This is a genomic window from Streptomyces sp. NBC_00984, from assembly GCF_045162475.1.
Classification (GTDB): Bacteria; Actinomycetota; Actinomycetes; order Streptomycetales; family Streptomycetaceae; genus Streptomyces.
Map to the genome: position 1 here is coordinate 2,940,877 of NZ_CP108734.1, position 26,452 is coordinate 2,967,328.

Consider the following 26,452-nt stretch of genomic DNA (forward strand, 5'->3'; position numbering starts at 1 on the left):
GGACCTCACCCGAGGAGCACCGTTGAGCACTGAAACCCCCCTACGCCGGACCCGATTCAGACTCGGGACCGGAAGAGCCACCAGATCCAGAGCGGTCGCCGGCCTCACCGCGCTCCTGCTTCCCCTCGCCGCGATGGTCGGCCTGGCCTCCCCCGCCGAGGCCGCCACCTCGGCGACCGCGTCCTTCGTCAAGAAGTCCGACTGGGGCAGCGGCTTCGAGGGCCAGTGGACGGTGAAGAACACCGGCACCACCGCCCTGTCCTCCTGGACCATCGAGTGGGACTTCCCCTCCGGCACCGCGGTCGGCTCCGCCTGGGACGCCACCGTCACCAGCTCCGGAACCCACTGGACCGCCAAGAACCTCGGCTGGAACGGTTCGGTCGCCCCCGGCGCCTCCGTCAGCTTCGGCTTCAACGGCACCGGCCCCGGCGCCCCCGCCGGCTGCAAGCTGAACGGCGCCTCCTGCGACGGCGGCAGCGTCCCCGGCGACAACGCCCCCTCGGCACCGGGCATCCCCACCGCGAGCGCCGTCACCGACACCTCCGCCAAGCTGAGCTGGGCCGCCGCGACCGACGACAACGGCATCAAGAACTACGACGTGCTGCGGGACGGCGCGGTCGTCTCGACGGTCACCGGGACGACGTACACCGACTCCGGCCTCAAGGCCGGCACCGACTACTCGTACACCGTGCAGGCCCGTGACACCGCCGGCCAGACCGGTCCGGTCAGCGGCGCGGTCAAGGTCCGCACCACCGGCGGTGGCGGCAACCCGGACCCCGGCACCGGCGGCAAGGTCAACCTCGGCTACTTCACCGACTGGGGCGTCTACGGCCGGAATTACCACGTCAAGAACCTGGACACCTCGGGTTCCGCCGCGAAGATCACGCACATCAACTACGCCTTCGGCAACGTCCAGGGCGGCAAGTGCACGATCGGTGACTCCTACGCCGACTACGACATGGCGTACACGGCCGACAAGTCCGTCGACGGCGTCGCCGACACCTGGGACCAGCCGCTGCGCGGCAGCTTCAACCAGCTGCGCAAGCTCAAGGCGAAGTACCCGCACATCAAGGTCCTGTGGTCCTTCGGCGGCTGGACCTGGTCCGGTGGCTTCGGTGAGGCCGCGAAGAACCCGGCCGCGTTCGCCGACTCCTGCTACCAGCTGGTGGAGGACCCGCGTTGGGCCGATGTCTTCGACGGCATCGACATCGACTGGGAGTACCCCAACGCCTGCGGTCTGACCTGCGACACCAGCGGCCCGGCCGCGCTGAAGGGCATCACCTCGGCGCTGCGCTCGAAGTTCGGCAGCAACAACCTGGTGACGGCAGCCATCACCGCCGACGGCTCCGCGGGCGGCAAGATCGACGCCGCCGACTACGCCGGCGCCGCCCAGTCCCTGGACTGGTACAACGTGATGACGTACGACTTCTTCGGCGCCTGGGACGCCAAGGGCCCGACCGCCCCGCACTCCCCGCTCACCTCGTACAACGGCATCCCGAAGGACGGCTTCGACTCCGCCGACGCCATCGCCAAGCTGAAGGCCCAGGGCGTCCCCGCCGCCAAGCTGCTGCTCGGCATCGGCTTCTACGGCCGCGGCTGGACCGGCGTCACCCAGGACGCACCCGGCGGCACCGCCACCGGCGCCGCCCCCGGCACCTACGAGGCCGGCATCGAGGACTACAAGGTCCTCAAGAACAGCTGCCCGGCCACCGGCACCGTCGCCGGCACCGCGTACGCCCACTGCGGCACCAACTGGTGGAGCTACGACACCCCCGCCACCATCGCGTCCAAGATGACCTGGGCGAAGAGCCAGGGTCTGGGAGGCGCGTTCTTCTGGGAGTTCAGCGGCGACACCACCAACGGCGAACTCGTCGGCGCCATCAACAGCGGCCTGAAGTAACCCCGCCGCCCGAAACGGCCCCCACGGCCTGAAGCAACCCCCCACCAGCACCGCTCATCACCCCGAAAAGCAGCCGGGGAGACAGGTCCGCCCCCTGTCTCCCCGGCTTTCTTCAGCTCTTCGTCGGTCAGGCCACGTTGACCCGCTGGCCGGGCGGCGCCGCCTCCAGCCAGGCGAGGAATCCGGTCAGCGCGTCCTCGCTCATGGCCAGCTCCAGGCGGGTCTCCCGGTGGAGACAGCCGAGCACCACGGCGTCGGACAGCAGCGCCAACTCCTCCTCGCCCTCGGGCAGCCGCCGGGCGACCACCTCGATCGCGGAACGCTCCAGGACCCGGCGCGGGCGAGGGGCGTAGGAGAAGACCCGGAACCAGTCGATCCGGTCCTCGCTGTAGCGGGCGACCCCGTACACCCAGCCCTTGCCCGAGAGATCGGGCTCCTCCGGAACGTTCCATCGCACGCTGCAGTCGAAGGTCCCGCCGGAGCGCTGAATCAGCCGCCGACGCAGACCGAAGACGAAGAGTCCCATCAGAACCAGTGCGACGACCAGCCCGCCCACCCACAGCGCGAGGAACATCTCCACCGACCTCCTCGCGTCGTCGAGTAACGGATACCGCCAGAACTACAACCGCACCTGCATCGCCTCAGCCGCGACACGGTCTGGAGTGGTCTCCAGCTCGGGCCGCGGCTGAGGGTAAAGCTACGTTGTCGCGGGGCGCTAGCGCACCGCCACCGCACGCAGTCGCACTTCGGCGCGCCGCTCGGAGGCGGCGTCCGTGTCCGACTTCGCGCGCTCCAGCGCACGCTCGGCGCGCTGGACATCGATCTCGTCCGCCAGCTCCGCGATCTCCGCGAGCAGCGAGAGCTTGTCGTCCGCGAACGAGATGAAACCGCCGTGCACAGCGGCGACCACGGTCGCGCCGTCGCTCGTACGGATCGTCACCGGGCCCGATTCCAGCACACCCAGAAGCGGCTGGTGACCGGGCATGACGCCGATGTCGCCGGACGTGGTGCGCGCGACGACCAGGGTGGCCTCGCCGGACCAGACACTGCGGTCCGCGGCGACCAGCTCGACGTGCAGCTCAGCAGCCAAGGGTGGCTCCTCGGGTCACCACCCGGCCGTTCGAGCCGGGTGTTGGGTCAATTCTACGGGGCGTGGTGAGGGGGACGGGACACACCCGCCCCCCTCGGTGAGCCATGGGCTCAGGAGACGCCGAGCTCCTTGGCGTTGGCCTTGAGGTCCTCGATGCCACCGCACATGAAGAACGCCTGCTCGGGGAAGTGGTCGTACTCACCGTCACAGATCGAGTTGAACGCGGCGATCGACTCGTCGAGCGGAACGTCCGAACCGTCCACGCCGGTGAACTGCTTGGCGACGTGGGTGTTCTGCGACAGGAAGCGCTCGACGCGACGGGCACGGTGGACAACGAGCTTGTCCTCCTCGCCCAGCTCGTCGATACCGAGGATCGCGATGATGTCCTGGAGGTCCTTGTACTTCTGGAGGATCCCCTTGACGCGCATGGCGGCCGCGTAGTGGTCCGCCGCGATGTAACGCGGGTCCAGGATGCGGGACGTGGAGTCCAGCGGGTCCACGGCCGGGTAGATGCCCTTCTCGGAGATCGGACGGGAGAGAACCGTCGTCGCGTCGAGGTGGGCGAAGGTGGTGGCCGGGGCCGGGTCGGTCAGGTCGTCCGCGGGAACGTAGATCGCCTGCATCGAGGTGATCGAGTGACCACGGGTCGACGTGATGCGCTCCTGCAGCAGACCCATCTCGTCGGCCAGGTTCGGCTGGTAACCCACCGCGGACGGCATACGGCCGAGCAGGGTGGACACCTCGGACCCGGCCTGGGTGTACCGGAAGATGTTGTCGATGAAGAAGAGCACGTCCTGCTTCTGCACATCGCGGAAGTACTCCGCCATGGTCAGACCGGCCAGCGCGACGCGAAGACGCGTGCCCGGCGGCTCGTCCATCTGACCGAAGACGAGCGCCGTCTTGTCGATGACGCCCGAGTCGGCCATTTCCTCGATGAGGTCGTTGCCCTCACGGGTGCGCTCACCGACACCGGCGAACACCGACACGCCGTCGTGGTTGTTGGCCACGCGGTAGATCATTTCCTGGATCAGAACGGTCTTGCCGACACCGGCACCACCGAACAGACCGATCTTTCCACCCTTGACGTACGGGGTGAGAAGGTCGATGACCTTGACGCCGGTCTCGAACATCTCGGTCTTCGACTCGAGCTGGTCGAAGTTGGGCGCCTTGCGGTGGATCGGCCAGCGCTCGGTGACCTCGGCCTCGGCCTCGGGCTTGTTCAGGATCTCACCGAGGGTGTTGAACACCTTGCCCTTGGTCATCTCGCCGACCGGCACGGTGATGCCGGCGCCCGTGTCGGTCACCGGGGCCTGGCGGACCAGACCGTCGGTGGGCTGCATCGAGATGGCGCGGACCACGCCGTCGCCGAGGTGCTGGGCGACCTCGAGGGTCAGCTTCTTGAGCTTGCCGTCCTCGGCCGGGTCGGCCACCTGGACGGTCAGCGCGTTGTAGATCTCCGGCATCGCGTCGACGGGGAACTCCACGTCGACGACCGGGCCGATGACCCGGGCGACGCGGCCCGTGGCAACGGCCGTCTCAACTGTGGTCGTCATTACTTGTCACTCCCCGCGGTCGCGTCGGCCAGCGCACTGGCACCACCGACGATCTCGCTGATTTCCTGGGTGATTTCGGCCTGGCGGGCCGCGTTGGCAAGCCGGGAGAGCGTCTTGATGAGCTCACCGGCGTTGTCGGTGGCCGACTTCATCGCGCGGCGGCGGGCAGCGTGCTCGGAAGCAGCGGCCTGCAGCAGCGCGTTGTAGATCCGGCTCTCGACGTACCGCGGAAGCAGGGCGTCGAGGACGTCCTCCGCCGACGGCTCGAAGTCGAACAGCGGCAGGATCTCGCCCTTGCCGTCCTCGTCCTTCGTGGCATCGAGACTGAGCGGCAGCATCCGGTCCTCGACCGGGTTCTGCGTCATCATCGACACGAACTCCGTGAAGACGATGTGCAGCTCGTCCACGCCGCCCTCGGCGGTCTCCTGGGTGACCGCCTCGATCAGCGGGGCCGCAGCCCGCTTCGCATCCGCGTACGTCGGGCTGTCGGTGAAGCCCGTCCACGAATCCGCGAGCTTGCGCTCACGGAAGCCGTAGTAGGCGACACCCTTGCGGCCGATCACATACGTGACGACCTCCTTGCCCTCACCGCGGAGCCGCTCGGTCAGTCGCTCCGCGGCCTTGATGGCGTTGGAGGAGTAACCGCCGGCCAGACCGCGGTCGCTCGTGATGAGCAGGACCGCGGCCCGTGCCGGAGACTCGGCCTCGGTGGTCAGCGGGTGCTTGGTGGTGGAGCCGGTCGCCACCGCGGTCACCGCACGGGTGAGCTCGGTCGCGTACGGCGTCGACGCCGCCACCTGGCGCTGCGCCTTGACGATGCGCGAAGCGGCGATCATCTCCATCGCCTTGGTGATCTTCTTCGTGGCGGTGACGGAGCGAATGCGGCGCTTGTAAACGCGAAGCTGAGCGCCCATCGATCAGCCCTCGCCCAGGAGCTTGCCGTCCGAGGTCTCGAACTGCTGCTTGAAGACGGCGACCGCGTCGGCGACCGACTGCAGCGTGTCGTCGGACATCTTGGCGCCCTCGGCGATGCTGGTCAGGAGGTCCTTGCGCTCACGGCGCAGGTACTCCAGCAGCTCGCTCTCGAAGCGACGGATGTCCTCGACCGGGACGTCGTCCATCTTGCCGGTGGTACCGGCCCAGATGGAGACGACCTGCTCCTCGACCGGGTACGGGGAGTACTGCGGCTGCTTCAGCAGCTCGACCATGCGCTTACCGCGCTCCAGCGACGCCTTCGAGGCCGCGTCCAGGTCGGAACCGAAGGCGGCGAACGCCTCCAGCTCGCGGTACTGGGCGAGGTCGACACGGAGTCGGCCGGAGACCTGGCGCATCGCCTTGTGCTGGGCGGAGCCACCGACACGGGAGACCGAGATACCGACGTTCAGGGCCGGACGCTGGCCGGCGTTGAACAGGTCGGACTCCAGGAAGCACTGGCCGTCGGTGATGGAGATGACGTTGGTCGGGATGAACGCCGACACGTCGTTCGCCTTGGTCTCGACGATCGGGAGGCCCGTCATCGAACCGGCGCCCATCTCGTCGGAGAGCTTCGCGCAGCGCTCCAGCAGACGCGAGTGGAGGTAGAACACGTCGCCCGGGTAGGCCTCGCGGCCCGGCGGACGGCGCAGCAGAAGCGACACGGCGCGGTAGGCGTCGGCCTGCTTCGAGAGGTCGTCGAAGATGATCAGGACGTGCTTGCCCTGGTACATCCAGTGCTGGCCGATGGCCGAACCGGTGTACGGCGCCAGGTACTTGAAGCCGGCCGGGTCGGACGCCGGGGCGGCGACGATGGTCGTGTACTCGAGCGCGCCGGCCTCTTCGAGGGCACCGCGCACGGAGGCGATGGTGGAGCCCTTCTGACCGATGGCGACGTAGATGCAGCGCACCTGCTTGTTCACGTCGCCCGAGCGCCAGTTGTCGCGCTGGTTGATGATCGTGTCGACGGCCAGAGCGGTCTTACCCGTCTGACGGTCACCAATGATCAGCTGACGCTGGCCGCGGCCGATCGGCACCATGGCGTCGACGGCCTTGTAGCCGGTCTGCATCGGCTCGTGCACCGACTTACGGACCATGACGCCAGGGGCCTGCAGCTCGAGGGCGCGGCGGCTGTCGGTCGCGATCTCGCCGAGACCGTCGATCGGGTTGCCGAGCGGGTCGACGACGCGGCCGAGGTAACCCTCGCCGACGCCGACGGAGAGCACCTCACCGGTGCGCTGCACCGGCTGGCCCTCTTCGATGCCGCTGAACTCGCCGAGGACGATCGCACCGATCTCGCGCTCCTCGAGGTTGAGGGCGAGACCGAGGGTGCCGTCCTCGAACTTCAGCAGCTCGTTCGCCATGGCCGAGGGAAGACCCTCGACCTTCGCGATGCCGTCGCCGGCAACGCTGACCGTACCGACCTCCTCGCGCGAGGCCGCGTCCGGCTTGTACGACTGGACAAAGTTCTCCAGCGCGTCCCGGATCTCCTCCGGCCGGATCGTGAGCTCCGCCATCTGGGTTCCCTGCTCTCCTTGTTGGGCCCGAAGTTTCTTAAGGGGGTCTGGGGGCCGACCCCCAGGAATCTTCTGCAATTTCTGCACGGCCCAACCGGGCCGCTGGTCTTGCTCTGTTCTGTTGCTGCTCGGCGCCGGTCAGCCGGCCATGCGACGGGTCGCCTCTTCGAGGCGCTCCGAGATGGTGCCGTTGATGACCTCGTCGCCGACCTGCACCGCGATCCCGCCGAGGACCGTGGGGTCCACATCGAGATTCAGGTGCATCGGGCGGCCGTAGATCTTCGCCAGTGCGTCGCCGAGGCGCTGCTTCTGCCGATCGCTCAGCGGGACCGCCGAGGTGACCACGGCGACCATCCGCTCCCGGCGCTCCGCGGCCAGCTTGGAAAGGGACTCGATTCCCTCTTCCAGGCTACGTCCACGCGGCTGGGTGACAAGCCGCGTGACGACGCGCTCGGTGGCGGGCCGTGCCTTGCCGCCGAGCAGGCTGTGCAGCAGCTGCCCCTTGGCGGACGCGGACGCGGACCGGTTGGTGAGCGCGGCGCGCAGCTCCTTGTCGGAGGCGACGATCCGGCCGAACCGGAACAGCTCGTCCTCGACGTCGTCGAGGTCTCCGCTGCGCTGGGCGGCGGTGAGGTCTGCGATGTTCGCCAGTTCCTCGACCGAGTCGACCAGGTCACGCGACTGCGACCAGCGGGAGCGGACCATGCCGGAGATCAGGTCGACGGTCTCGCCGCCCACCTGACCGCGCAGCAGTCGTCCGGCCAGCTCCGCCCTGGCCTCGCCGGGCTGCGACGGGTCGGTCAGGACCCGCCGCAGTGAGACCTCGCGCTGGAGCAGCGCCGTTACGGCGGCCAGCTCCTCGGCGAGCTTCGCCGCGTCGACCGACGTGTTGTCGGTCAGCGCGTCGAGGGACTCACGTGCGGTAGCCAGTGCCTCGCGGCTCGCGCCGTTCATCGGACAGCCTCGGCCTTCGCCTCGAGCTCGTCGAGGAAACGGTCGACGGTGCCGCTCTGCCGGGCGTGGTCCTCGAGGGACTCGCCGACGAGCTTGCCGGCCAGGTCGGTGGCGAGCTTGCCCACGTCCTGACGCAGCGCGGAGGCCGCGGCCTTGCGGTCGGCCTCGATCTGGGCGTGGCCGGCAGCGATGATCTCCTCTCGCTGCCGCTGGCCTTCCGCCCGCATCTCCTGCAGGATCACAACGCCCTGCTCCTGCGCCTCCTGGCGCAGGCGCGCGGCTTCGTGGCGGGCTTCGGCGAGCTGAGCCTTGTACTGCTCAAGCACGCTCTGGGCCTCGGTCTGGGCCGCATCGGCCTTCTCGATACCGCCTTCGATGGCCTCGCGGCGCTCTTCCAGAACCTTGTTGATGTTCGGGAGGAGCTTCTTGGCGAGGAAGCCGAAGACGATGACGAAGGCGATCAGACCGATGACGAGCTCAGGAATCGGCGGAACGAGCGGATTCTCCGCACCTTCGGCGGCGAGCTGAACCACGGGGTTCACATCAGTGCCTTTCGTCGGTATGGACTAGTCGCAGTTCGTCTTACTTGCTGTAGACGAACGGCATGACCAGACCGATGAGGGCGAGCGCCTCGCAGAACGCGAAGCCGAGGATCTGGTTGGCGCGGATCAGACCGGCAGCCTCGGGCTGACGGGCGAGAGCCTGCGTGCCGTTACCGAAGATGATGCCGACGCCGACGCCGGGGCCGATGGCGGACAGGCCATATCCGACGGAGCTGAGGGAACCGGTGACGGCGGCAAGGGTCTGGGACATTCCAGTTCTTCCTTCTCTTTCACGGACCGGCGGGGGTTGGCCACCGGACGACTGGGGGTATGGGAGGCGCGATCAGTGGTGCTCGGCGACGGCGCCCTGGATGAAGGTGCACGCCAGGAGCACGAAGACGTATGCCTGAACAGCCTGGATGAAGAGCTCGAAGGCCGTCATCGCGATGACCATCACGAACGAGACACCCGCGTAGGCGATACCGATGCCGTTCAGCAGGTACCAGCTGGCGATGGTGAAGAGCAGCAGCAGCGTGTGACCCGCGAACATGTTCGCGAAGAGTCGGACCGCGTGCGTGAAGGGGCGGACCAGGACGTTCGAGAAGAACTCGATGACCATGACCAGCGGCAGAACCCCGCCGAGCGACTTGTCGTAGCCCGTCAGGTTCTTGAAGCCGCCGACGAAGCCGTGCCGCTTGAACGTGATGCTCATCCAGAGGATGTAGACGATCAGTGCCAGGCCGGCCGGGTACGCGATGACCGACGTCACCGGGAACTGGGCGAGCGGGATGATCGACCAGAGGTTCATCATCCACACGAAGAAGAAGATCGACACCATCAGCGGGACGTACTTCTCGCCCTCGCGCTTGCCGAGCGTCTCGTAGACGATCCCGCGGCGGACGAAGTCGTAGCCGGCCTCGGCGACCATCTGCAGCTTGCCCGGAACGACCTTCGGCTTACGGAAGGCGGCCCAGAAGAAGCCAACGATGATGACCGTACCGAGGAGCGCCAGCAGCATCGTCTTGTTGAAGTAGACGTTGCTGTCCGCGTCACCGAAGATCGGCTCGAACAGGAAAGAGTGCAAGCCAGGACCCGGGAAACCACAACCGGAGAAGATGTGGCAATCGGTCTCGAAGGCGAGCACCTGTGTCGGGTCAGCACTCACCGCGGGCTCCTTCAGCGTGGCGCATAGGTACGGCAACCTCGTTGTGTCGGCGCGGCGCGCAGCCGCGGTTCGGCACTGGACTGGTGTTACGGATGTGTGAGCGGCAGTCAGGCATTGAGCCTCGCGATCGAGCAGGCGTCAGCTCACATGCCCGCGCCCGCAGTGCCGCAGTTGGAACCGGACGATAGCAGGGTCTCGAACCTGCACTTATCCCGCCCCTACCCTTCACGACTTCGAGCCCGTGTTCTTGGGCTTTTCCGCCTTGTCGGACTCGGGTTCGACGTAAAGGATCTTGGCCTTCATGTGCGCACGCGTCTGTGCGCCGATCCACACGAGGGTCATCGCGACCAGCGTGATCGCGAAGGCCTTCGGGTTGAACATCGTCGTGTTCTTGAACGCGGCGACAAAGATGAACAGAAGGAGAAGCTGAGCCGTATACAGCATCAGCCCCATCGCCTGGAACAGGTGGGGCAGGGACCGCGCGGTCCGTTGCAGGACCAGCAGTCCGATCCCCATGAAGAGGATCACCACGATCGTCGCAACGCCCGCGCCCAGGGCTCCCTTGCCGCCCGCGACACCAGCACTCACAGCGACGGCGACAGCGCCGGCGACAGCGGTGGGTACGGCGGCTTGAAGGAGAGTCCGGACGTCGTTGGACGGCATGGCGGCAGCTCCGCTTGCAGGGGGTGGGCAGTGTGTCGTCATGGACGAGCGTAGGCCCGGTCCGAGTCGATGCCTCACGCCAATGGACCGTGCTACTCGGGTCCTTCGGCTCCGTCACCGGGCTTCGTGAACGGTATCACAAACTATTTGATGAGGTCTTTACCAAGAAAGTGTGCTTACCGTCACACGTGAGAGTGAATTCGCGCATGTGAGCAAGGCAACTCAATTCGTTGTCTGGTAATGCCCCTTGATGCCCGGTTCTCAGCGTGCGGATTCAGCCCTGTCTCTGTCCGAAAAACGCGAACGGGGGCCGATGGCAGTCGCCCCGTTGACGCCGGAGACTCCCACGACGACCGGGCTGCGCTCCTGCGACTCGGGCCCCGTCTGCCCCATCCGGCTTTCCAGCGGCCCCTGTTGGGCCTCGGGCGCCGATGCGGATTCCGCCTCGGGAGCCTCACCCTTGCCACGCCTGCGGCGGTAGCGGGGCGGTACGAAGCGTTCCGCCCAGTACGGCGCCCGGGGGGTGAAGCGGGGCATCAGCAGCAGCACGAGACCCAGCGTGCTCATCCCCATGATCACCAGCACGATCCACAGGGACGCCGAGTGCACGGAGTAACCGACCGCCCCGAAGGCGATCAGCGCCGACCAGAAGTACATGATCAGCACGGACCTGCTGTGCGAATGGCCGATCTCCAGCAGCCGGTGGTGCAGATGGCCGCGGTCCGCCGCGAACGGCGACTGGCCGTTCCACGTACGGCGCACGATCGCCAGCACCAGGTCCGCGGCCGGGATCGCGATGATCGTCAGCGGCAGCAGCAGCGGGATGAAGACCGGCAGCATCGCGTGGGTGACCTCGCGCTCGCTGCCCGCGAAGAGCGTCATCGTGTCCGGGTCGACCCGGCCCGTCACGGAGATCGCCCCGGCCGCGAGCACCAGGCCGATCAGCATCGAGCCCGAGTCGCCCATGAAGATGCGCGCGGGATGCATGTTGTGCGGCAGGAAGCCCAGGCACATGCCCATCAGGATCGCCGTGAAGAGCGTCGCCGGGGCCGCCGCCTCGATCATGTGCCCGTACCAGAGCCGGTACGTGTAGAGGAAGAACGCGGCGGAGGCGATGCACACCATGCCCGCCGCGAGACCGTCCAGACCGTCGACGAAGTTGACCGCGTTGATGGTGATGACGACCAGGGCGACCGTGAGCAGCGTGCCCTGCCACTGGGTGAGCGCGACGGTGCCGACACCGGGGATCGGCAGCCACAGGATCGTCAGACCCTGGATGACCATGACCGCGGCGGCGATCATCTGCCCGCCGAGCTTGATCAGGGCGTCGATCTCGAACTTGTCGTCCAGGACACCGATCAGCCAGATCAGCGCGGCGCCGGAGAGCAGCGCCCGCGGCTCGGTGGAGAGCTGGAAGATCCAGTCGAGGTTCTGGAGATGGGCCGCGACGATCAGTCCGGCGCACAGTCCGCCGAACATGGCGATGCCGCCGAGCCTCGGTGTCGGTTCTCGGTGGACGTCACGCGCACGGATCGCGGGCATCGCCCCGATCGCGATGGCGAACTTACGCACCGGACCGGTCAGCAGATAGGTCACCGCGGCCGTGACACAGAGCGTCAGCAGGTAATCACGCACGGGCTGCCCCATAGATTTCGCCGGCCATCTCAGCCCACACCTTAAACCGTCCGGCTATCAGGGACGGTCGCGCTGCGCGGGCCTCATGACCGAAGACACAGTGAGCGGGCCGATCGGTTCCGCACCGGACACCCGGGGCCGCTACCCCGGGTAGGGCGGATACTTCTCCGCCAGCTCCCGCACCTGCGCGCGGATGTCGTCCTCCTCACGCACCGCCGTCCCGAAGAGCACCGCCAGCCGGGCCATGTCGCCGTCGTCCATGCCCTGGGTGGTGACGGCCGCGGTACCGAGCCGGATGCCCCGGGCGTCCCCGTACGGCAGCGCGCAGGTGTCCAGCACCAGGCCCGCCGCCGCCAAGCGGGCGCGGGCGGTCTGTCCGTCGACGCCCAGCGGGGCCGGGTCCGCGACGATGAGGTGGGTGTCCGTGCCGCCCGTGGTGACCTCGAAGCCCTCCGCCTCCAGACCCGCCGCCAGCACCCGGGCGTGGGCGACCACCCGGTGCGCGTACGCCGTGAACGCCGGGGTGGCCGCCTCCCCGAACGCGACGGCCTTCGCGGCGACCGTGTGCATCTGCGCACCGCCCTGGGTGAACGGGAAGACCGCCCGGTCGATCCGCTCCGCCAGCTCCGCACCGCACAGGATCATCCCGCCGCGTGGACCGCGCAGCACCTTGTGCGTGGTCGCGCAGACCACGTCGGCGTACGGCACCGGGCTCGGCGCCGCTCCCCCGGCGATCAGCCCCATCGGGTGCGCGGAATCGGCGATGAGGTACGCGCCCACCTCGTCGGCGATCTCCCGGAACAGCTCGTAGTCGGGGTGGCGGGGGTACGAGATGGAGCCGCTCACGATCGCCTTGGGGCGGTGGGCACGGGCCAGGGCGCGCACCTGTTCGTAGTCGATCAGGCCGCTCTCGGAGTCCACCCCGTAGCCGACGAACTCGAACCAGCGGCCGGAGAAGTTGGCGGGCGAACCGTGGGTGAGATGTCCCCCGTACGGGAGTCCCATCGCGAGCACCGTGTCGCCGGGGCGGAGCAGGGCGGCGTACGCGGCGAGGACCGCGGAGGAACCGGAGTGCGCCTGGACGTTGGCGTGTTCGGCGCCGAAGAGCGAGGTGGCGCGGCGGCAGGCGATGCGTTCGGCGGCGTCGGCCTGCTCGCAGCCGCCGTGGTGGCGGGCACCGGGGTAGCCCTCGGCGTACTTGTTCGCGAGGGGGGAGCCGAGGGCGGCGAGGACCGCGGGCGAGGTGAAGTTCTCGGCGGCGGTCAGCTGCAGGGTGCTGGACTGGCGGTGCAGCTCCCCCAGCAGCACGGCGGCGATCTCCGGATCCTCCCGGAGCAGGGCGTCGAAGTCCTGCGGCAGGGCGGACCCGGGGGCGGAGGGCGGTGCGGCTGGAGTGGTGACCGGCATCGATGGGCTCCGGGCCTGGGGAGGGGTGCGCTGGCGTCTCCCAATGTAGGCCCGCGAAGGGCCTCCTGCCTGCTGTGCGGCGCCGTGGTGCACCCGTTGGGCCCTGAGGGTGCCCGGCCGGTGCGTACGCCCGTCGGAGTGGCGCGGACGCGATGGCGCGGGGGCGCCCGTCAGTGCGGTGCGGGTACGCCGGTCAGGGCCGTGACGACCGGGTCGAGGGCCTGGTTGATCTCGTCGCCGATGGAACGGAAGAACGTGATCGGGGCGCCGTACGGGTCGAACACCTCGTCCGCCTCGGCGGTGGGGGCCAGCAGCCAGCCGCGCAGCGCCGCCGCGGCGCGGACCAGTGCGCGGGCGCGCTCGACGACGCCCTCGTCCCGCGGGTCGGGCAGCGTGGCGGGGTCTATCGCCCGGACCAGCCGGGTGAATTCCTTGAGGGTGAACGTCCGCAGGCCGGCCGAGTGCCCCATCGAGATCACCTGCGCGCGGTGGTCGCGGGTGGCCGTGAGCACCAGGTCGGCGCGGATCACGTGCTCGTCGAGCAGTTCCCGGCCGACGAAGCCGGTGGTGTCGGCGCCGAAGTCGGCGAGGACGGTCTCGGCGTTGGCCTCCATGGGGGCGCCTTCGTGGCCCCAGGTGCCCGCGCTCTCCACGATCAGTCCGCCGCTGAGCGGATCGCCGAGGCGGTCCACCAGGGCATGGCGGGTCAGCCGCTCGGTGATCGGTGAGCGGCAGACGTTGCCGGTGCTGACGTGGAGGATGCGGAAAGAGTCGGCCCGCCCCGCTATGCCACGCCCCTCAGGGGCGGTCAATTGGCCACCTCGAGGTCGGGTACCACCTTGCGGAGCTCCTCCACGGAGAGCGCACCGGCGCGCAGCAGCAGGGGGACCTTGCCGGTCACGTCGACGATCGACGAGGGCACGATGCCGGGCGTCGGGCCGCCGTCCAGGTAGACGGAGACGGAGTCGCCGAGCATCTCCTGGGCGGCGTCGCAGTCCTCGGGGGCCGGGTGGCCGGTGAGGTTGGCGCTGGAGACGGCCATCGGGCCGACCTCCGTGAGCAGCTCGATGGCGACCGGGTGCAGCGGCATCCGGATGGCGACGGTGCCGCGGGTGTCCCCGAGGTCCCACTGGAGCGACGGCTGGTGCTTGGCGACGAGCGTGAGGGCGCCGGGCCAGAAGGCGTCGACGAGCTCCCAGGCCTGCTCGGAGAAGTCGGTGACCAGGCCGTGCAGGGTGTTCGGGGAGCCGATCAGGACGGGGGTCGGCATGTTGCGGCCGCGGCCCTTGGCGTCCAGCAGATCGGCGACGCCCTCGGCGCTGAAGGCGTCCGCACCGAGGCCGTACACGGTGTCGGTGGGCAGCACGACCAGTTCGCCGCGGCGGACGGCCGACGCGGCCTCACGCAGACCCGTCGTGCGGTCGGTCGCGTCGTTGCAGTCGTATCGCCGTGCCATCAGCCGGCCTCCTCAAGCGTGTACGGGTATGACGGGTACGGGTCGTGCGCGTGGTGGCCGCCGGTCACGGCATGGCCTTGCGGGCCGTGGCGAACCGCGGCCGGTTGTTCAGGTCCGGGTGGTCGGCCGCGTCCGCCCAGCCGCGCTCCTCGGTGAAGATCCACGGCACCTGGCCGCCCTGGGTGTCGGCGTGCTCGATGACGACGAGGCCGCCGGGGCGCAGCAGGCGGTGTGCGGTGCGTTCGATGCCGCGGATGGTGTCGAGGCCGTCCTCGCCGGAGAAGAGGGCCATCTCCGGATCGTGGTCGCGGGCCTCGGGCGCCACGTACTCCCATTCGGTGAGCGGGATGTACGGCGGGTTGGAGATGACCAGGTCGACCTGGCCGTCCAGCTCGGGGAGGGCGGTCAGCGCGTCTCCCTGGTGGACGGTGACCCTGGATCCGTCGGCGTTCTTGCGGGTCCACTCGATGGCGTCGTCGGAGAGCTCGACCGCGTGCACGCGCGAGCGCGGCACCTCCTGGGCCATGGCCAGGGCGATGGCGCCCGATCCGCTGCACAGGTCGACGACGACCGGCTCGACGACATCCATCGCGCGCACGGCGTCTATCGCCCAGCCGACGACCGATTCGGTCTCCGGGCGGGGGACGAAGACACCGGGTCCGACCTGGAGCTCCAGGTAACGGAAGAAGGCGCGGCCGGTGATGTGCTGGAGCGGCTCGCGGGCCTCGCGGCGGGCGATGGCCTCCCAGTAGCGGGCGTCGAAGTCCGCGTCCGGCACCCGGTGCAGCTCGCCCCGCTTGACGCCGTGCACGAACGCGGCGAGTTCCTCCGCGTCGAATCGCGGCGAGGGCACACCGGCGTCGGCCAGCCGCTGGGTGGCCTGGGCCACCTCGGCGAGCAGCAGGTTCATCGCGGTTCTCCGTACGGTTTACGGGCTGGGCGGGCTTTGCTTACGCGGCGGCGAGCTTGGCGGCGGAGTCGGCGTCGACGCACGCCTGGATCACGGAATCCAGGTCGCCGTCGAGCACCTGGTCCAAGTTGTACGCCTTGAAGCCGACGCGGTGGTCCGAGATCCGGTTTTCCGGGAAGTTGTACGTACGGATCTTCTCGGAACGGTCGACCGTGCGCACCTGGCTGCGCCGTACGTCCGAGGCCTCCTGCTCGGCGGCCTCCTGGGCGGCGGCGAGCAGTCGCGAACGCAGGATGCGCATGGCCTGCTCCTTGTTCTGGAGCTGGCTCTTCTCGTTCTGGCAGGACGCGACGACGCCGGTCGGCAGATGGGTGATGCGGACCGCCGAGTCCGTGGTGTTGACGGACTGGCCGCCGGGACCCGAGGAGCGGTAGACGTCGATACGGAGGTCGTTGGCGTGGATCTCGACGTCGACCTCCTCGGCCTCGGGCGTGACGAGCACACCGGCGGCGGAGGTGTGGATGCGGCCCTGCGACTCGGTGGACGGCACCCGCTGCACGCGGTGCACCCCGCCCTCGTACTTCAGCCGGGCCCACACGCCCTGGCCGGGCTCGGTGGCGCCGTTGCCGCCCTTGGTCTTCACGGCGACCTGGACGTCCTTGTAGCCGCCGAGCTCGGACTCGGTGGAGTCGATGATCTCGGTCTTCCAGCCGACGCGCTCGGCGTAGCGCAGATACATGCGCAGCAGATCGCCGGCGAACAGGGCGGACTCGTCGCCGCCCGCGCCCGCCTTGATCTCCAGGAGCACGTCCTTGTCGTCGCTGGGGTCGCGCGGGACCAGGAGGAGGCGGAGCTTCTCGGTGAGCTCTTCGCGCTGCTTCTCCAGCTCCTTGACCTCGGCGGCGAAGTCGGGGTCGTCGGCGGCGAACTCGCGGGCCGTCCCGATGTCGTCCCCGGTCTGCTTCCAGGAGCGGTACGTCGCGACGATCGGGGTCAGCTCGGCGTAGCGCTTGTTGAGCTTGCGCGCGTTGGCCTGGTCGGCGTGGACCGCCGGGTCAGCGAGCTTCTTCTCCAGATCGGTCTGTTCGCCGATCAGTTCCTCGACCGCCTCGAACATCTTCGGGCTCCTGGTTTCTTCACTCGGGCGTGCCTGCTGGACGGCGTGATGCCGGCCGGGCGGGGATACGGAACGGGGCCGCGTACCCCCGGCCGGAAAAAACGCCGGTCCCGACGCCCCCGGAAGAGGGCGCCAGGAACCGGCGCAGTGGCTCGCTACTTGCTGGCGGAGCCGGCAGCCTTGCCGAAGCGGGCCTCGAAGCGGGCCACACGGCCACCGGTGTCGAGGATCTTCTGCTTGCCCGTGTAGAACGGGTGGCACTCGGAGCAGACGTCGGCGCGGATGGTGCCGCCGTCGATGGTGCTCCGGGTCGTGAACGACGCGCCACAGGTGCAGCTGACCTGCGTCTCGACGTACTCGGGGTGGATGTCGCGCTTCAAGGGTTTCTCCTAGGTTCGGGAGGGCGCCGGGTCGTACGCGCGGATTGCGCGTCCGTGAACCGGGGCCGACGTACCAGTCTGCCAGGACCGGCCGTATCTCCCAAAACCGGGGGCGGGCCGCAACTATTCCCGGCCCGCCCGGTCACCGTACGACGCTGCCCGCGTCGCCCTTGTCGCCGGCCGACTTCTCGGTGGCGGAGGCGGGGATGGCCTTGTCCTGGGCGAGCGCGGTCCACACCTGCTGGGCCGCGGCGTCCAGCGGTACGACGCGGTTCGGGTCGGCCGGGTCGTACTGCACGGGCAGGGTGACCATGTGGACGTTCTTCGAGCCGAGCCCCTTGAGACCGTTCGCGAAGGACGTGAGTTCGGGGACCGAGCCCAGGTCGGAGTCGGTGGTGACGGTCTTGGTGGCCGTGTCCGCGAGGTCGTACAGGGTCTTCGGGTTCGAGAACACCCCGACGGTCTTGACCTGTTCCATCAGCGCCTTGATGAACGCCTGCTGGAGCTGGATGCGGCCGAGGTCGCTGCCGTCGCCGACGCTCTTGCGGGTACGGACGAGGCCCAGCGACTGCTCCCCGTCGAGAGTGTGGGTGCCGGGTCCGAGCTTCAGATGGCTCTTCGGGTCGTCGATCGCCTCGGTGGTGGTGATCTTCACGCCGCCCAGCTCGTCGATGAGCTTCTTGAAGCCGGTGAAGTCGACTTCGAGGTAGTGGTCCATGCGGATGCCGGACATGGCCTCGACGGTCTTGACCGCGCAGGCCGGTCCGCCGACCTCGTACGCCGTGTTGAACATCGCGCGCTGCTGGCCCGCGACGGTCTGCCCGGTCGTGTCGCTGGTGCAGTCGGGGCGGGTGATGAGGGTGTCGCGCGGGATGGAGACGACGGAGGCCGTCTTGTGGCCCTTGTTGACGTGCAGGACCATCGCGGTGTCGGAACGGGCCGCGCCCTCGTCGGCGCCGTACTCGGAGTTCGCGCCGGACCGGGAGTCCGAGCCGAGCACCAGGATGTCCTGGGAGCCGTTGTCGACGTTGTCGGGGCGGTCCTTGCCGAGCGCGGCGTTGATGTCGACGGCCTTGAGATTGCCGTTGAGCTTGACGTAGGCGTATCCCAGTCCGGCACCGCCGACGATCACGACACCGGCCACGGTCCAGGCGGCGATCACCGTCGCCCTGCGGCGGCGGGAGGGCTTCTTCCGGCGCTTGCCGGTGGGGCGTATTCGGCCGCCGCTCCCGTTCTGCTCGGTCATGGATCTCCTTCGGTCTCAGCTTCCCCGGCTACCCCCAGCAGCGGTGTTCGGGCACTGGATCGTCGACTTGTCGGTACTGCGTACGACGCCGCGGCACGAAGAAGGGTTGCACAGCCACCTGTTGTTTCCGTGTGAGGACGAAACGGACACCCGGCCTTGGCGAACAGTCGGTGATTCCCCGCTCACCTGCGGTTTCTTGCCGGATACAGGCATCGCGGCGGTACCCGGCAGCACGTCCTGGATGTGGCAAAGGTCTCGTATCGACCACGGCGACCGGGTCGGCTGCGTCACCTGCGCACGGCCCACGGCACAGGGCCGCCCCCGTCACCGAAGTGACGGGGGCGGCCCTGTGGTTCAGCCGATCCGGTACGACGTCAGTCGTTGCCGTTGCCCGGGGACGGCGTCGTCTTCTGGATCTGGAGCAGGAACTCCGCGTTGGACTGGGTCTTCTTCATCCGGTCCAGGAGGAGCTCGATCGCCTGCTGCTGGTCGAGCGCGTGCAGCACCCGGCGCAGCTTCCAGACGATCGCCAACTCGTCGCTGCCGAGCAGGATTTCTTCCTTGCGGGTGCTGGACGCGTCGACGTCCACCGCCGGGAAGATGCGCTTGTCCGAGAGCTTCCGGTCGAGCTTGAGCTCCATGTTGCCGGTGCCCTTGAACTCCTCGAAGATCACCTCGTCCATGCGCGAGCCGGTCTCGACCAGCGCGGTGGCCAGGATGGTCAGCGAACCGCCGTCCTCGATGTTGCGCGCGGCACCGAAGAAGCGCTTCGGCGGGTACAGCGCGGTCGAGTCGACACCACCGGACAGGATGCGGCCGGAGGCGGGAGCCGCGAGGTTGTACGCACGGCCGAGACGGGTGATGGAGTCCAGCAGGACGACCACGTCGTGACCCAGCTCGACGAGACGCTTGGCGCGCTCGATGGCCAGCTCGGCGACGGTGGTGTGGTCCTCGGCGGGACGGTCGAAGGTCGAGGAGATGACCTCGCCCTTCACCGACCGCTGCATGTCGGTGACCTCTTCCGGACGCTCGTCGACCAGGACGACCATCAGGTGGCACTCGGGGCTGTTGACGGTGATCGCGTTGGCGATCGCCTGCAGGATCATGGTCTTGCCGGTCTTCGGCGGGGCCACGATCAGGCCTCGCTGGCCCTTGCCGATGGGGGCGACCAGGTCGATGATCCGCGTCGTCAGGACGTTGGAGTCGGTCTCCAGACGGAGCCGGTCCTGCGGGTAGAGCGGGGTCAGCTTCTGGAACTCCGGGCGGCCGCGGCCGGTTTCGGGCGCCATGCCGTTCACCGAGTCGAGGCGGACCAGCGCGTTGAACTTCTCCCGGCGCTCGCCGTCCTTGGGCTGGCGCACCGCACCGGTGACGTGGTCACCCTTGCGCAGGCCGTTCTTGCGGACCTGGGCGAGCGAGACGTACACGTCGTTCGGGCCCGGCAGGTAGCCGGAGGTCCGGATGAACGCGTAGTTGTCGAGGATGTCCAGGATGCCCGCGACGGGGATCAGGACGTCGTCGTCGGAGACCGGGACCTCGCTGGCGAAGTCCTCGCGGCCACGGCGGCCACGGCGGTCGCGGTAGCGGCCGCGACGGCCGCGACGGCCGCCCGCCTCGTCGTCGTACCCGTCGTCCTGCGGGCCGCCGCTCTGCTGGCTCTGGCTCTGACGCTGCTGACGCTGGCCGCCCTGCTGGCCCTGGCCACCGCCCTGCTCGTCGCCTTTGCCCCTGCGGTCGCGCTGACGGTCGCGGCGCTCCCCGCGCTCCCCGCGCTCGCCGCGCTCCTGGCGGTCGCCCCGGTCGCCGCGCTGACCGCGGTCCTGGCGGTCGCCGCGGCGGCCCTCGGCCGTGTCGGCGGCGGCTTCGGCCTTGGCGTCGGCGCGGTCGTCGCCCTTGGGCTCGGCCTGCGTCTCCGTCTTGGCCTCGGCGGACTTGCTCTCCGCCTTGCTCTCCGGGCTGCCCGCCTGCGCGGTCGCACGGCGCCGACGGCGCTCGCCCGCGGGCTGGTCGTCGCTGGCCGGCTGGCCGGGGATGTCGATCTGCTGCTGGGCCGCGGCCTTCTCGGCGGGCGCGGCGGCCGCGGACTCGTCCCCGGTGCGCGCCTTGGAGGTGGCACGGCGCTTCGGCTTGGTCTCGGTCGCCGCGGCGGGCGCGGCGGCCTTGGGCGCAGCGGAGCTACCGGCCTGCGCCTCCTTGATGACCTCGATCAGCTGGCCCTTGCGCATCCGCGCAGTGCCCTTGATGCCGAGGCCGGACGCGACCTGCTGCAGCTCGGCCAGGACCATGCCGTCAAGGCCGGTGCCGGAGCGGCGGCGCCGTGCGGTGGTGCCAGTGGCAGCACCTTCGGCGGGCGCGGCGCTGTCGACGCTCTTGTCGGCAGTCACGCCCATCAGATCGGTGGTGTCGCTCACGAAGGGTCCTTCCCTGGAGCGGACGTCGGCCTTCTGGCTCGGCGACCGGTTGTGCTGTCCGACTGCGGTCTTTTTCTTGCGGACCGTGCCGGGGCGGTGGTCCGCCGGGTACGGCGGAGAGATGAAGGTGTGCAAGGGCCCGGCGCGAGCATCCCCCTGCTCGGCCCACTCCTGGACCAGCGAGGGGTGTCGTGCCGGTTCCGGAGCGTGCACGAAACTGCTCAGGCAGGCTGCTCAGGCAGTTGGGGAGGCTCCCGGAAGAATTGGTGGTCCCGGAAAGGGACACGAAGCAACGCGCCACATAGACGTCGGTTGCAGACTTGAGGTTAACACTACCGGCTCCAACAAACATTCCCCCTCTCACTCACCGGCAATCTCTTCTCGGCTACGGGGCGAGCGGCAGCACACTCGCCCCCGGGGCGTCGAGAGCGAGGCGATTGGCCGCCCACCCCTCGCCCGCCAGCTGTGCGACCTTGTCGGCCGCACCGTCCTCGGCCAGTGCGAGCACGGTCGGCCCGGCACCGGAGATGACCGCGGGGACGCCGTCCGCGCGCAGTCGGTTGACGAGTTCCACGCTCTCGGGCATCGCCGGGCTGCGGTACTCCTGGTGCAGCCGGTCCTTGGTGGCGGTGAGCAGCAGCTCGGGGCGCCTGGTCAGCGCCTCGACGAGGAGTGCGGCACGGCCGGCGTTGAAGGCGGCGTCGACATGCGGGACCGTGCGCGGGAGCAGTCCGCGGGCGGTCTCGGTGAGGACCGGCTTGCTGGGTACGAAAACCACCGGAACGATGGATCCTGCGGGGTCCATCCTGATCGCGCGCGCCGATCCGCCGTCCATCCACGCCAGGGTGAAGCCGCCGAGCAGGCAGGCCGCGACGTTGTCGGGGTGGCCCTCGATCTCGGTGGCGAGTTCCAGCAGCGCCGCGTCGTCGAGCCGGGCGTCACCGCCGGTCGTCACGGCGCGGGCGGCGACGATGCCGGCGCAGATGGCGGCGGAGGAGGAACCGAGACCGCGTCCGTGCGGGATGCGGTTGGCGCAGACGATCTCCAGACCGCGGGGCTGTCCGCCGAGCAGGTCGAAGGCCGTGCGCAGGGAGCGTACGAGGAGGTGGCGCTCGTCGCGGGGCAGCGTGTCGGCACCCTCACCCGCGATGTCGATGTGCAGTCCGGAGTCGGCGACTCGGACGACGACGTCGTCGTACAGCCCCAGCGACAGGCCGAAGGCGTCGAAACCCGGGCCCAGGTTGGCGCTGGTCGCAGGGACGCGCACCCGGACGGCGGCGGCTCGGAAGGCGGGACCGGCCATCGGTTGGACGACTCTCCTTGTGTGGCAGCGGGGGGTGGTGAAGCGTTTTCTCCGTGGTGGCGGGAGGTCGTGGTGACGGGGATGGGAATTCCGGGGAACCCGACGGCCACAACGGCCCATGCACCGCGGCAGATGCGGCGGGGCGGGTTGAGTACAGCTTATCGAAGGAAGGTTCTGTGGCGACATAGGGCGCACGGGAGGCGCACGATGCGTGTCGCACGCCTCCTATGCGCTCTCCGCCCCGAAAAGGGGTGGTTGAGCGGGGTTCTTGCCTGATCCGCCGGCCAGGCCGTAGATCCTGTCCGGCGGCGAGGACGGACCTGGGGCCTGCCCGACCCTGATCCGCCGGCCAGGCCCTAGACGAGGCCCAGCTTCTGGGCGGCGGTGGCCGCGTCGACGGGGACGGTGACCGGCTGCGGTGCGCCCGCGACGGCCCAGTCGGGGTCCTTGAGGCCGTTGCCGGTGACCGTGCAGACGATCTTCTGGCCGCGGTCGACCTTGCCCTCCTCGGCGGCCTTCAGCAGGCCGGCGACGGAGGCGGCCGAGGCGGGCTCGACGAAGACGCCCTCCTGGGAGGCCAACAGCCGGTAGGCGGACAGGATCTGTCGGTCCGTCACCTCATCGATGAAACCGCCCGATTCATCCCGGGCGTCCAGCGCGTACTGCCAGGAGGCCGGGTTGCCGATCCGGATCGCGGTGGCGATGGTCGACGGGTCCTTGACGATCTCGCCGCGGACGATGGGCGCGGAGCCGGAGGCCTGGAAGCCCCACATGCGCGGGGTGTGCGTGGACATACCGTCCCCCGCGTACTCCTTGTAACCCTTCCAGTACGCGGTGATGTTGCCCGCGTTGCCGACCGGGAGGACATGGATGTCCGGGGCGTCGCCGAGCGCGTCGACGATCTCGAACGCGGCGGTCTTCTGGCCCTCGATACGGGCCGGGTTGACCGAATTGACCAGTGCCACCGGGTAGTTGTCCGAGAGCGAGCGGGCCAGCGTCAGGCAGTCGTCGAAGTTGCCGTCGACCTGAAGGATCTTGGCGCCGTGCACCAGCGCCTGGCCCATCTTGCCGAGCGCGATCTTGCCCTGCGGCACGAGGACGGCGCAGACCATGCCGGCCCGCACCGCGTACGCGGCGGCGGAGGCGGAGGTATTGCCGGTGGAGGCGCAGATGACGGCCTTCGCACCCTCTTCCTTGGCCCGGGTGATGGCCATCGTCATGCCGCGGTCCTTGAAGGAACCGGTGGGATTGGCGCCCTCGACCTTGAGGTGCACCTCGCAGCCCGTGCGCTCGGAGAGGACCTGAGCGGGGACGAGCGGTGTACCGCCCTCACGAAGCGTGACGACCGGCGTCGTGCTCGTGACCGGAAGGCGGTCCCGGTACTCCTCGATGATGCCGCGCCACTGGTGGGTGCCCTTGCTGGTCATGGGTCCTTACTCCCCTTCAACACGCATGATGCTGGCGACACCGCGCACGGTGTCGAGCTTGCGCAGCGCCTCGACGGTCGCCGAGAGGGCGGCGTCGGACGCGCGGTGGGTGACGACGACGAGGGACGCCTCGCCATCCTTGCCCTGCTGGCGGACCGTATCGATCGATACGCCCTGTTCGGCGAAGACCGTCGCGACCTGGGCGAGCACGCCAGGCTTGTCGGCCACGTCGAGACTGATGTGGTACCGCGTGACCACGTCGCCCATGGGGCTGACCGGCAGACGCGTGTACGCGGATTCACCGGGGCCGGTGGCCTCGTTGAGCTTGTTGCGGCAGACCGCGACCAGGTCGCCGAGGACCGCGGACGCGGTCGGCGAGCCACCGGCGCCGGGGCCGTAGAACATGAGCTGTCCGGCCGCCTCCGCCTCGACGAAGACCGCGTTGTAGGCCTCGCGGACGGAGGCCAGCGGATGGCTCAGCGGGATCATCGCCGGGTGCACCCGCGCGGTGACCGACTGCCCGTCGGCGGCGCGCTCGCAGATGGCGAGGAGCTTGACGGTGCAGCCCATGCGGCGGGCGGACGCGATGTCGGCGGCAGTGACCTCGGTGATGCCCTCACGGTGCACGTCGCCGATCCTCACCCGGGTGTGGAAGGCGATGCCGGCGAGGATGGCGGCCTTGGCGGCGGCGTCGAAGCCCTCGACGTCGGCGGTCGGGTCGGCCTCGGCGTATCCGAGGGCGGTGGCCTCGTCGAGCGCCTCGGAGTACCCGGCTCCGCTGGTGTCCATCTTGTCGAGGATGAAGTTGGTCGTGCCGTTCACGATGCCGAGGACCCGGTTGACCTTGTCACCGGCGAGGGACTCGCGCAGCGGCCGTACGAGCGGGATGGCACCGGCCACGGCGGCCTCGTAGTAGAGGTCCCGGCCGTACTGCTCGGCTGCGGCGTGCAGGGCGGCGCCGTCCTCGGCCAGCAGCGCCTTGTTGGCCGAGACGACGCTCGCGCCGTGCTCGAAGGCGGTGGTGATGAGCGCGCGGGCGGGCTCGATGCCCCCGATGACCTCGATGACGACGTCGATGTCGCCCCGTTTGACCAGGGCCGTCGCATCGGTGGTGATCAGCGCGGGGTCGATGCCCTCGCGCACCTTGGAGGGCCGGCGCACGGCGACACCGGCGAGCTCGACCGGCGCGCCGATGCGCGCGGCGAGGTCGTCGGCGTGCGTCGTCATGATGCGCGCCACCTCTGAGCCGACCACTCCACAGCCCAGCAGCGCCACCTTCAGCGGACGCGTACGCATCATCCGACCTCGTTTCCTTTACATCTGATGTGTGGACCAGTCTCACTCACCGGACGGGAGTTTCTGCCACCCGTCCGGATCCTGAGACATGTATTTCATCAGCCGACATCGAGACGCAGGAGATCTTCCTCCGTCTCGCGCCTGACGATGACACGCGCCCGACCGTCGCGCACGGCGACGACCGGCGGACGCAGGGCGTGGTTGTAGTTGCTCGCCATCGAACGGCAGTACGCGCCGGTGGCGGGCACGGCGATCAGATCGCCGGGGGCGAGGTCGGACGGCAGGAACGCGTCCTTGACCACGATGTCGCCGCTCTCGCAGTGCTTGCCGACGACACGGACGAGCATCGGCTCGGCGTCGGAGGTGCGCGAGGCGAGCGCGACGGTGTACTCGGCGTCGTACAGCGCGGTGCGGATGTTGTCCGACATGCCGCCGTCGACGCTGACGTACGTACGCAGCCCCTCCAGCGGCTTGATGGTGCCGACCTCGTACAGCGTGAAGGCGGTCGGCCCGACGATGGCGCGCCCCGGCTCGACGGAGATCCGCGGGGTGGCGAGCCCGGCCGCCTCGCACTCGCGGGTCACGATGTCGCCGAGCGCCTTGGCGATCTCGTGCGGCTCGCGCGGGTCGTCCTCGGAGGTGTACGCGATGCCGAGCCCGCCGCCCAGGTCGATCTCGGGCAGCTCCACGCCGTGCTCGTCGCGCACCTCGGCGAGCAGCTGCACCACGCGCCGGGCGGAGACCTCGAAGCCGGCCATGTCGAAGATCTGCGAGCCGATGTGCGAGTGGATGCCGATGAGCTCGAGACCGTCGAGGGTGAGCGCCCGGCGCACCGCCTCGGCGGCCTGCCCCCCGGCCAGCGCGATCCCGAACTTCTGGTCCTCGTGCGCGGTGGCGATGAACTCGTGGGTGTGCGCCTCGACGCCGACGGTCACCCGGATCTGTACGCGCTGGCGCTTGCCGAGCCGCTCCGCGACGTGGGCGACCCGGGCGATCTCCTGGAAGGAGTCGAGCACGATCCGGCCCACACCGGCCTCGACGGCGCGCTCGATCTCGGCGACGGTCTTGTTGTTGCCGTGGAAGGCGATGCGCTCGGCGGGCATCCCGGCGTCCAGCGCGGTGGTCAGCTCGCCACCGGAGCAGACGTCGAGGTTGAGCCCCTCCTCCTGGAGCCAGCGCACCACGGCGCGCGACAGGAAGGCCTTTCCGGCGTAGAACACGTCGGCATCGCGCCCGAAGGCGTCGGCCCAGGCGCGGCAGCGGGCCCGGAAGTCGCTCTCGTCGAGGAAGTAGGCGGGGGTGCCGAACTCCTCGGCCAGCCGCGTCACTTCGATCCCGCCGACGGTGACCGCACCGTCCTCGTCACGGGTGACGGTACGGGCCCAGACCTTCTCGTCCAGGGCGTTGAGATCGGCGGGCGGGGCGGTGTAGTGCCCCTCCGTCATGACATCGGCGTGACGGGGCCCGGCGGGGTGTGCGGATCGGCTCATGGTGTTGCTCTGCTCTCT

Annotated in this window: 24 protein-coding genes; 1 reads left to right on the plus strand and 23 read right to left on the minus strand. The window is 69.3% G+C overall.

Annotation, left to right across the window (positions count from 1 at the left end):
- Nucleotides 1-22 precede the first annotated feature (22 nt).
- A complete protein-coding gene (locus OG520_RS12655; protein WP_406013240.1) occupies nt 23-1,900 on the plus strand; it encodes a glycosyl hydrolase family 18 protein in 1,878 nt (625 codons plus the stop codon).
- 127 nt (nt 1,901-2,027) lie between these two features.
- Here the strand turns inward: OG520_RS12655 and OG520_RS12660 are convergent, their stop codons facing one another.
- From OG520_RS12660 to lysA, 23 genes are all read right to left on the minus strand, one after another.
- On the minus strand, nt 2,028-2,474 hold the full coding sequence (locus OG520_RS12660) for a DUF2550 domain-containing protein (protein WP_266431277.1): 447 nt from the start codon (nt 2,472-2,474) through the stop codon (nt 2,028-2,030).
- A gap of 141 nt (nt 2,475-2,615) precedes the next feature.
- The gene (locus OG520_RS12665) at nt 2,616-2,990 is read right to left on the minus strand and encodes a F0F1 ATP synthase subunit epsilon (protein ID WP_124716359.1); all 375 of its coding nucleotides are present in this window, start codon (nt 2,988-2,990) and stop codon (nt 2,616-2,618) included.
- A 110-nt stretch (nt 2,991-3,100) separates the two neighbouring features.
- Complete coding sequence (gene atpD, locus OG520_RS12670) at nt 3,101-4,543, minus strand: F0F1 ATP synthase subunit beta (RefSeq protein WP_406013241.1); 1,443 nt, start codon at nt 4,541-4,543, stop codon at nt 3,101-3,103.
- Nucleotides 4,543-5,457, minus strand: a complete 915-nt coding sequence (locus OG520_RS12675; RefSeq protein WP_406013242.1) for a F0F1 ATP synthase subunit gamma — start codon at nt 5,455-5,457, stop codon at nt 4,543-4,545. The genes atpD and OG520_RS12675 overlap by 1 nt, the downstream gene beginning before the upstream one ends.
- Nucleotides 5,458-5,460: 3 nt before the next feature.
- Entirely contained in the window at nt 5,461-7,032 is a 1,572-nt protein-coding gene (gene atpA / locus OG520_RS12680; protein WP_406013243.1) for a F0F1 ATP synthase subunit alpha, read from the minus strand.
- Nucleotides 7,033-7,170: 138 nt separating this feature from the next.
- Entirely contained in the window at nt 7,171-7,986 is an 816-nt protein-coding gene (locus tag OG520_RS12685; protein WP_406013244.1) for a F0F1 ATP synthase subunit delta, read from the minus strand.
- Nucleotides 7,983-8,528: a F0F1 ATP synthase subunit B gene (locus OG520_RS12690; protein WP_406013245.1), complete on the minus strand. Its 546-nt coding sequence runs from the start codon at nt 8,526-8,528 to the stop codon at nt 7,983-7,985. Before OG520_RS12690 ends, OG520_RS12685 begins: the two co-directional genes overlap by 4 nt.
- Nucleotides 8,529-8,568: 40 nt before the next feature.
- On the minus strand, nt 8,569-8,799 hold the full coding sequence (locus OG520_RS12695) for a F0F1 ATP synthase subunit C (protein ID WP_406013246.1): 231 nt from the start codon (nt 8,797-8,799) through the stop codon (nt 8,569-8,571).
- A gap of 72 nt (nt 8,800-8,871) precedes the next feature.
- The gene (gene atpB, locus OG520_RS12700; RefSeq protein ID WP_406016472.1) at nt 8,872-9,708 is read right to left on the minus strand and encodes a F0F1 ATP synthase subunit A; all 837 of its coding nucleotides are present in this window, start codon (nt 9,706-9,708) and stop codon (nt 8,872-8,874) included.
- 210 nt (nt 9,709-9,918) lie between these two features.
- Nucleotides 9,919-10,356, minus strand: a complete 438-nt coding sequence (locus tag OG520_RS12705) for a hypothetical protein (RefSeq protein WP_266426507.1) — start codon at nt 10,354-10,356, stop codon at nt 9,919-9,921.
- 261 nt (nt 10,357-10,617) lie between these two features.
- Nucleotides 10,618-12,003: an MraY family glycosyltransferase gene (locus OG520_RS12710; RefSeq protein ID WP_399335305.1), complete on the minus strand. Its 1,386-nt coding sequence runs from the start codon at nt 12,001-12,003 to the stop codon at nt 10,618-10,620.
- A gap of 129 nt (nt 12,004-12,132) precedes the next feature.
- Nucleotides 12,133-13,398, minus strand: coding sequence for a serine hydroxymethyltransferase (gene glyA, locus OG520_RS12715; protein ID WP_406013247.1), 1,266 nt, complete (start codon nt 13,396-13,398; stop codon nt 12,133-12,135).
- Between the two features lie 170 nt (nt 13,399-13,568).
- A complete protein-coding gene (locus tag OG520_RS12720; protein ID WP_266426498.1) occupies nt 13,569-14,210 on the minus strand; it encodes a protein-tyrosine-phosphatase in 642 nt (213 codons plus the stop codon).
- Entirely contained in the window at nt 14,207-14,854 is a 648-nt protein-coding gene (locus OG520_RS12725) for an L-threonylcarbamoyladenylate synthase (protein WP_385329601.1), read from the minus strand. Before OG520_RS12725 ends, OG520_RS12720 begins: the two co-directional genes overlap by 4 nt.
- 64 nt (nt 14,855-14,918) lie before the next feature.
- Nucleotides 14,919-15,764 (minus strand): peptide chain release factor N(5)-glutamine methyltransferase, encoded by an 846-nt coding sequence (prmC, locus tag OG520_RS12730; protein WP_189542181.1) that lies wholly within the window; start codon nt 15,762-15,764, stop codon nt 14,919-14,921.
- A gap of 40 nt (nt 15,765-15,804) precedes the next feature.
- Complete coding sequence (gene prfA / locus OG520_RS12735; RefSeq protein ID WP_266426485.1) at nt 15,805-16,881, minus strand: peptide chain release factor 1; 1,077 nt, start codon at nt 16,879-16,881, stop codon at nt 15,805-15,807.
- A 155-nt stretch (nt 16,882-17,036) separates the two neighbouring features.
- On the minus strand, nt 17,037-17,261 hold the full coding sequence (gene rpmE / locus OG520_RS12740; protein WP_019764351.1) for a 50S ribosomal protein L31: 225 nt from the start codon (nt 17,259-17,261) through the stop codon (nt 17,037-17,039).
- Nucleotides 17,262-17,403: 142 nt separating this feature from the next.
- Nucleotides 17,404-18,507: an LCP family protein gene (locus OG520_RS12745; protein ID WP_406013248.1), complete on the minus strand. Its 1,104-nt coding sequence runs from the start codon at nt 18,505-18,507 to the stop codon at nt 17,404-17,406.
- A gap of 374 nt (nt 18,508-18,881) precedes the next feature.
- On the minus strand, nt 18,882-20,918 hold the full coding sequence (gene rho / locus OG520_RS12750) for a transcription termination factor Rho (RefSeq protein ID WP_406013249.1): 2,037 nt from the start codon (nt 20,916-20,918) through the stop codon (nt 18,882-18,884).
- A gap of 385 nt (nt 20,919-21,303) precedes the next feature.
- Nucleotides 21,304-22,221, minus strand: coding sequence for a homoserine kinase (gene thrB, locus OG520_RS12755; RefSeq protein WP_406013250.1), 918 nt, complete (start codon nt 22,219-22,221; stop codon nt 21,304-21,306).
- A 356-nt stretch (nt 22,222-22,577) separates the two neighbouring features.
- Nucleotides 22,578-23,648 (minus strand): threonine synthase, encoded by a 1,071-nt coding sequence (thrC, locus tag OG520_RS12760; protein WP_406013251.1) that lies wholly within the window; start codon nt 23,646-23,648, stop codon nt 22,578-22,580.
- A gap of 6 nt (nt 23,649-23,654) precedes the next feature.
- Complete coding sequence (locus tag OG520_RS12765) at nt 23,655-24,947, minus strand: homoserine dehydrogenase (protein WP_399335291.1); 1,293 nt, start codon at nt 24,945-24,947, stop codon at nt 23,655-23,657.
- Between the two features lie 95 nt (nt 24,948-25,042).
- Nucleotides 25,043-26,434, minus strand: coding sequence for a diaminopimelate decarboxylase (gene lysA / locus OG520_RS12770; RefSeq protein ID WP_406013252.1), 1,392 nt, complete (start codon nt 26,432-26,434; stop codon nt 25,043-25,045).
- Nucleotides 26,435-26,452 lie beyond the last annotated feature (18 nt).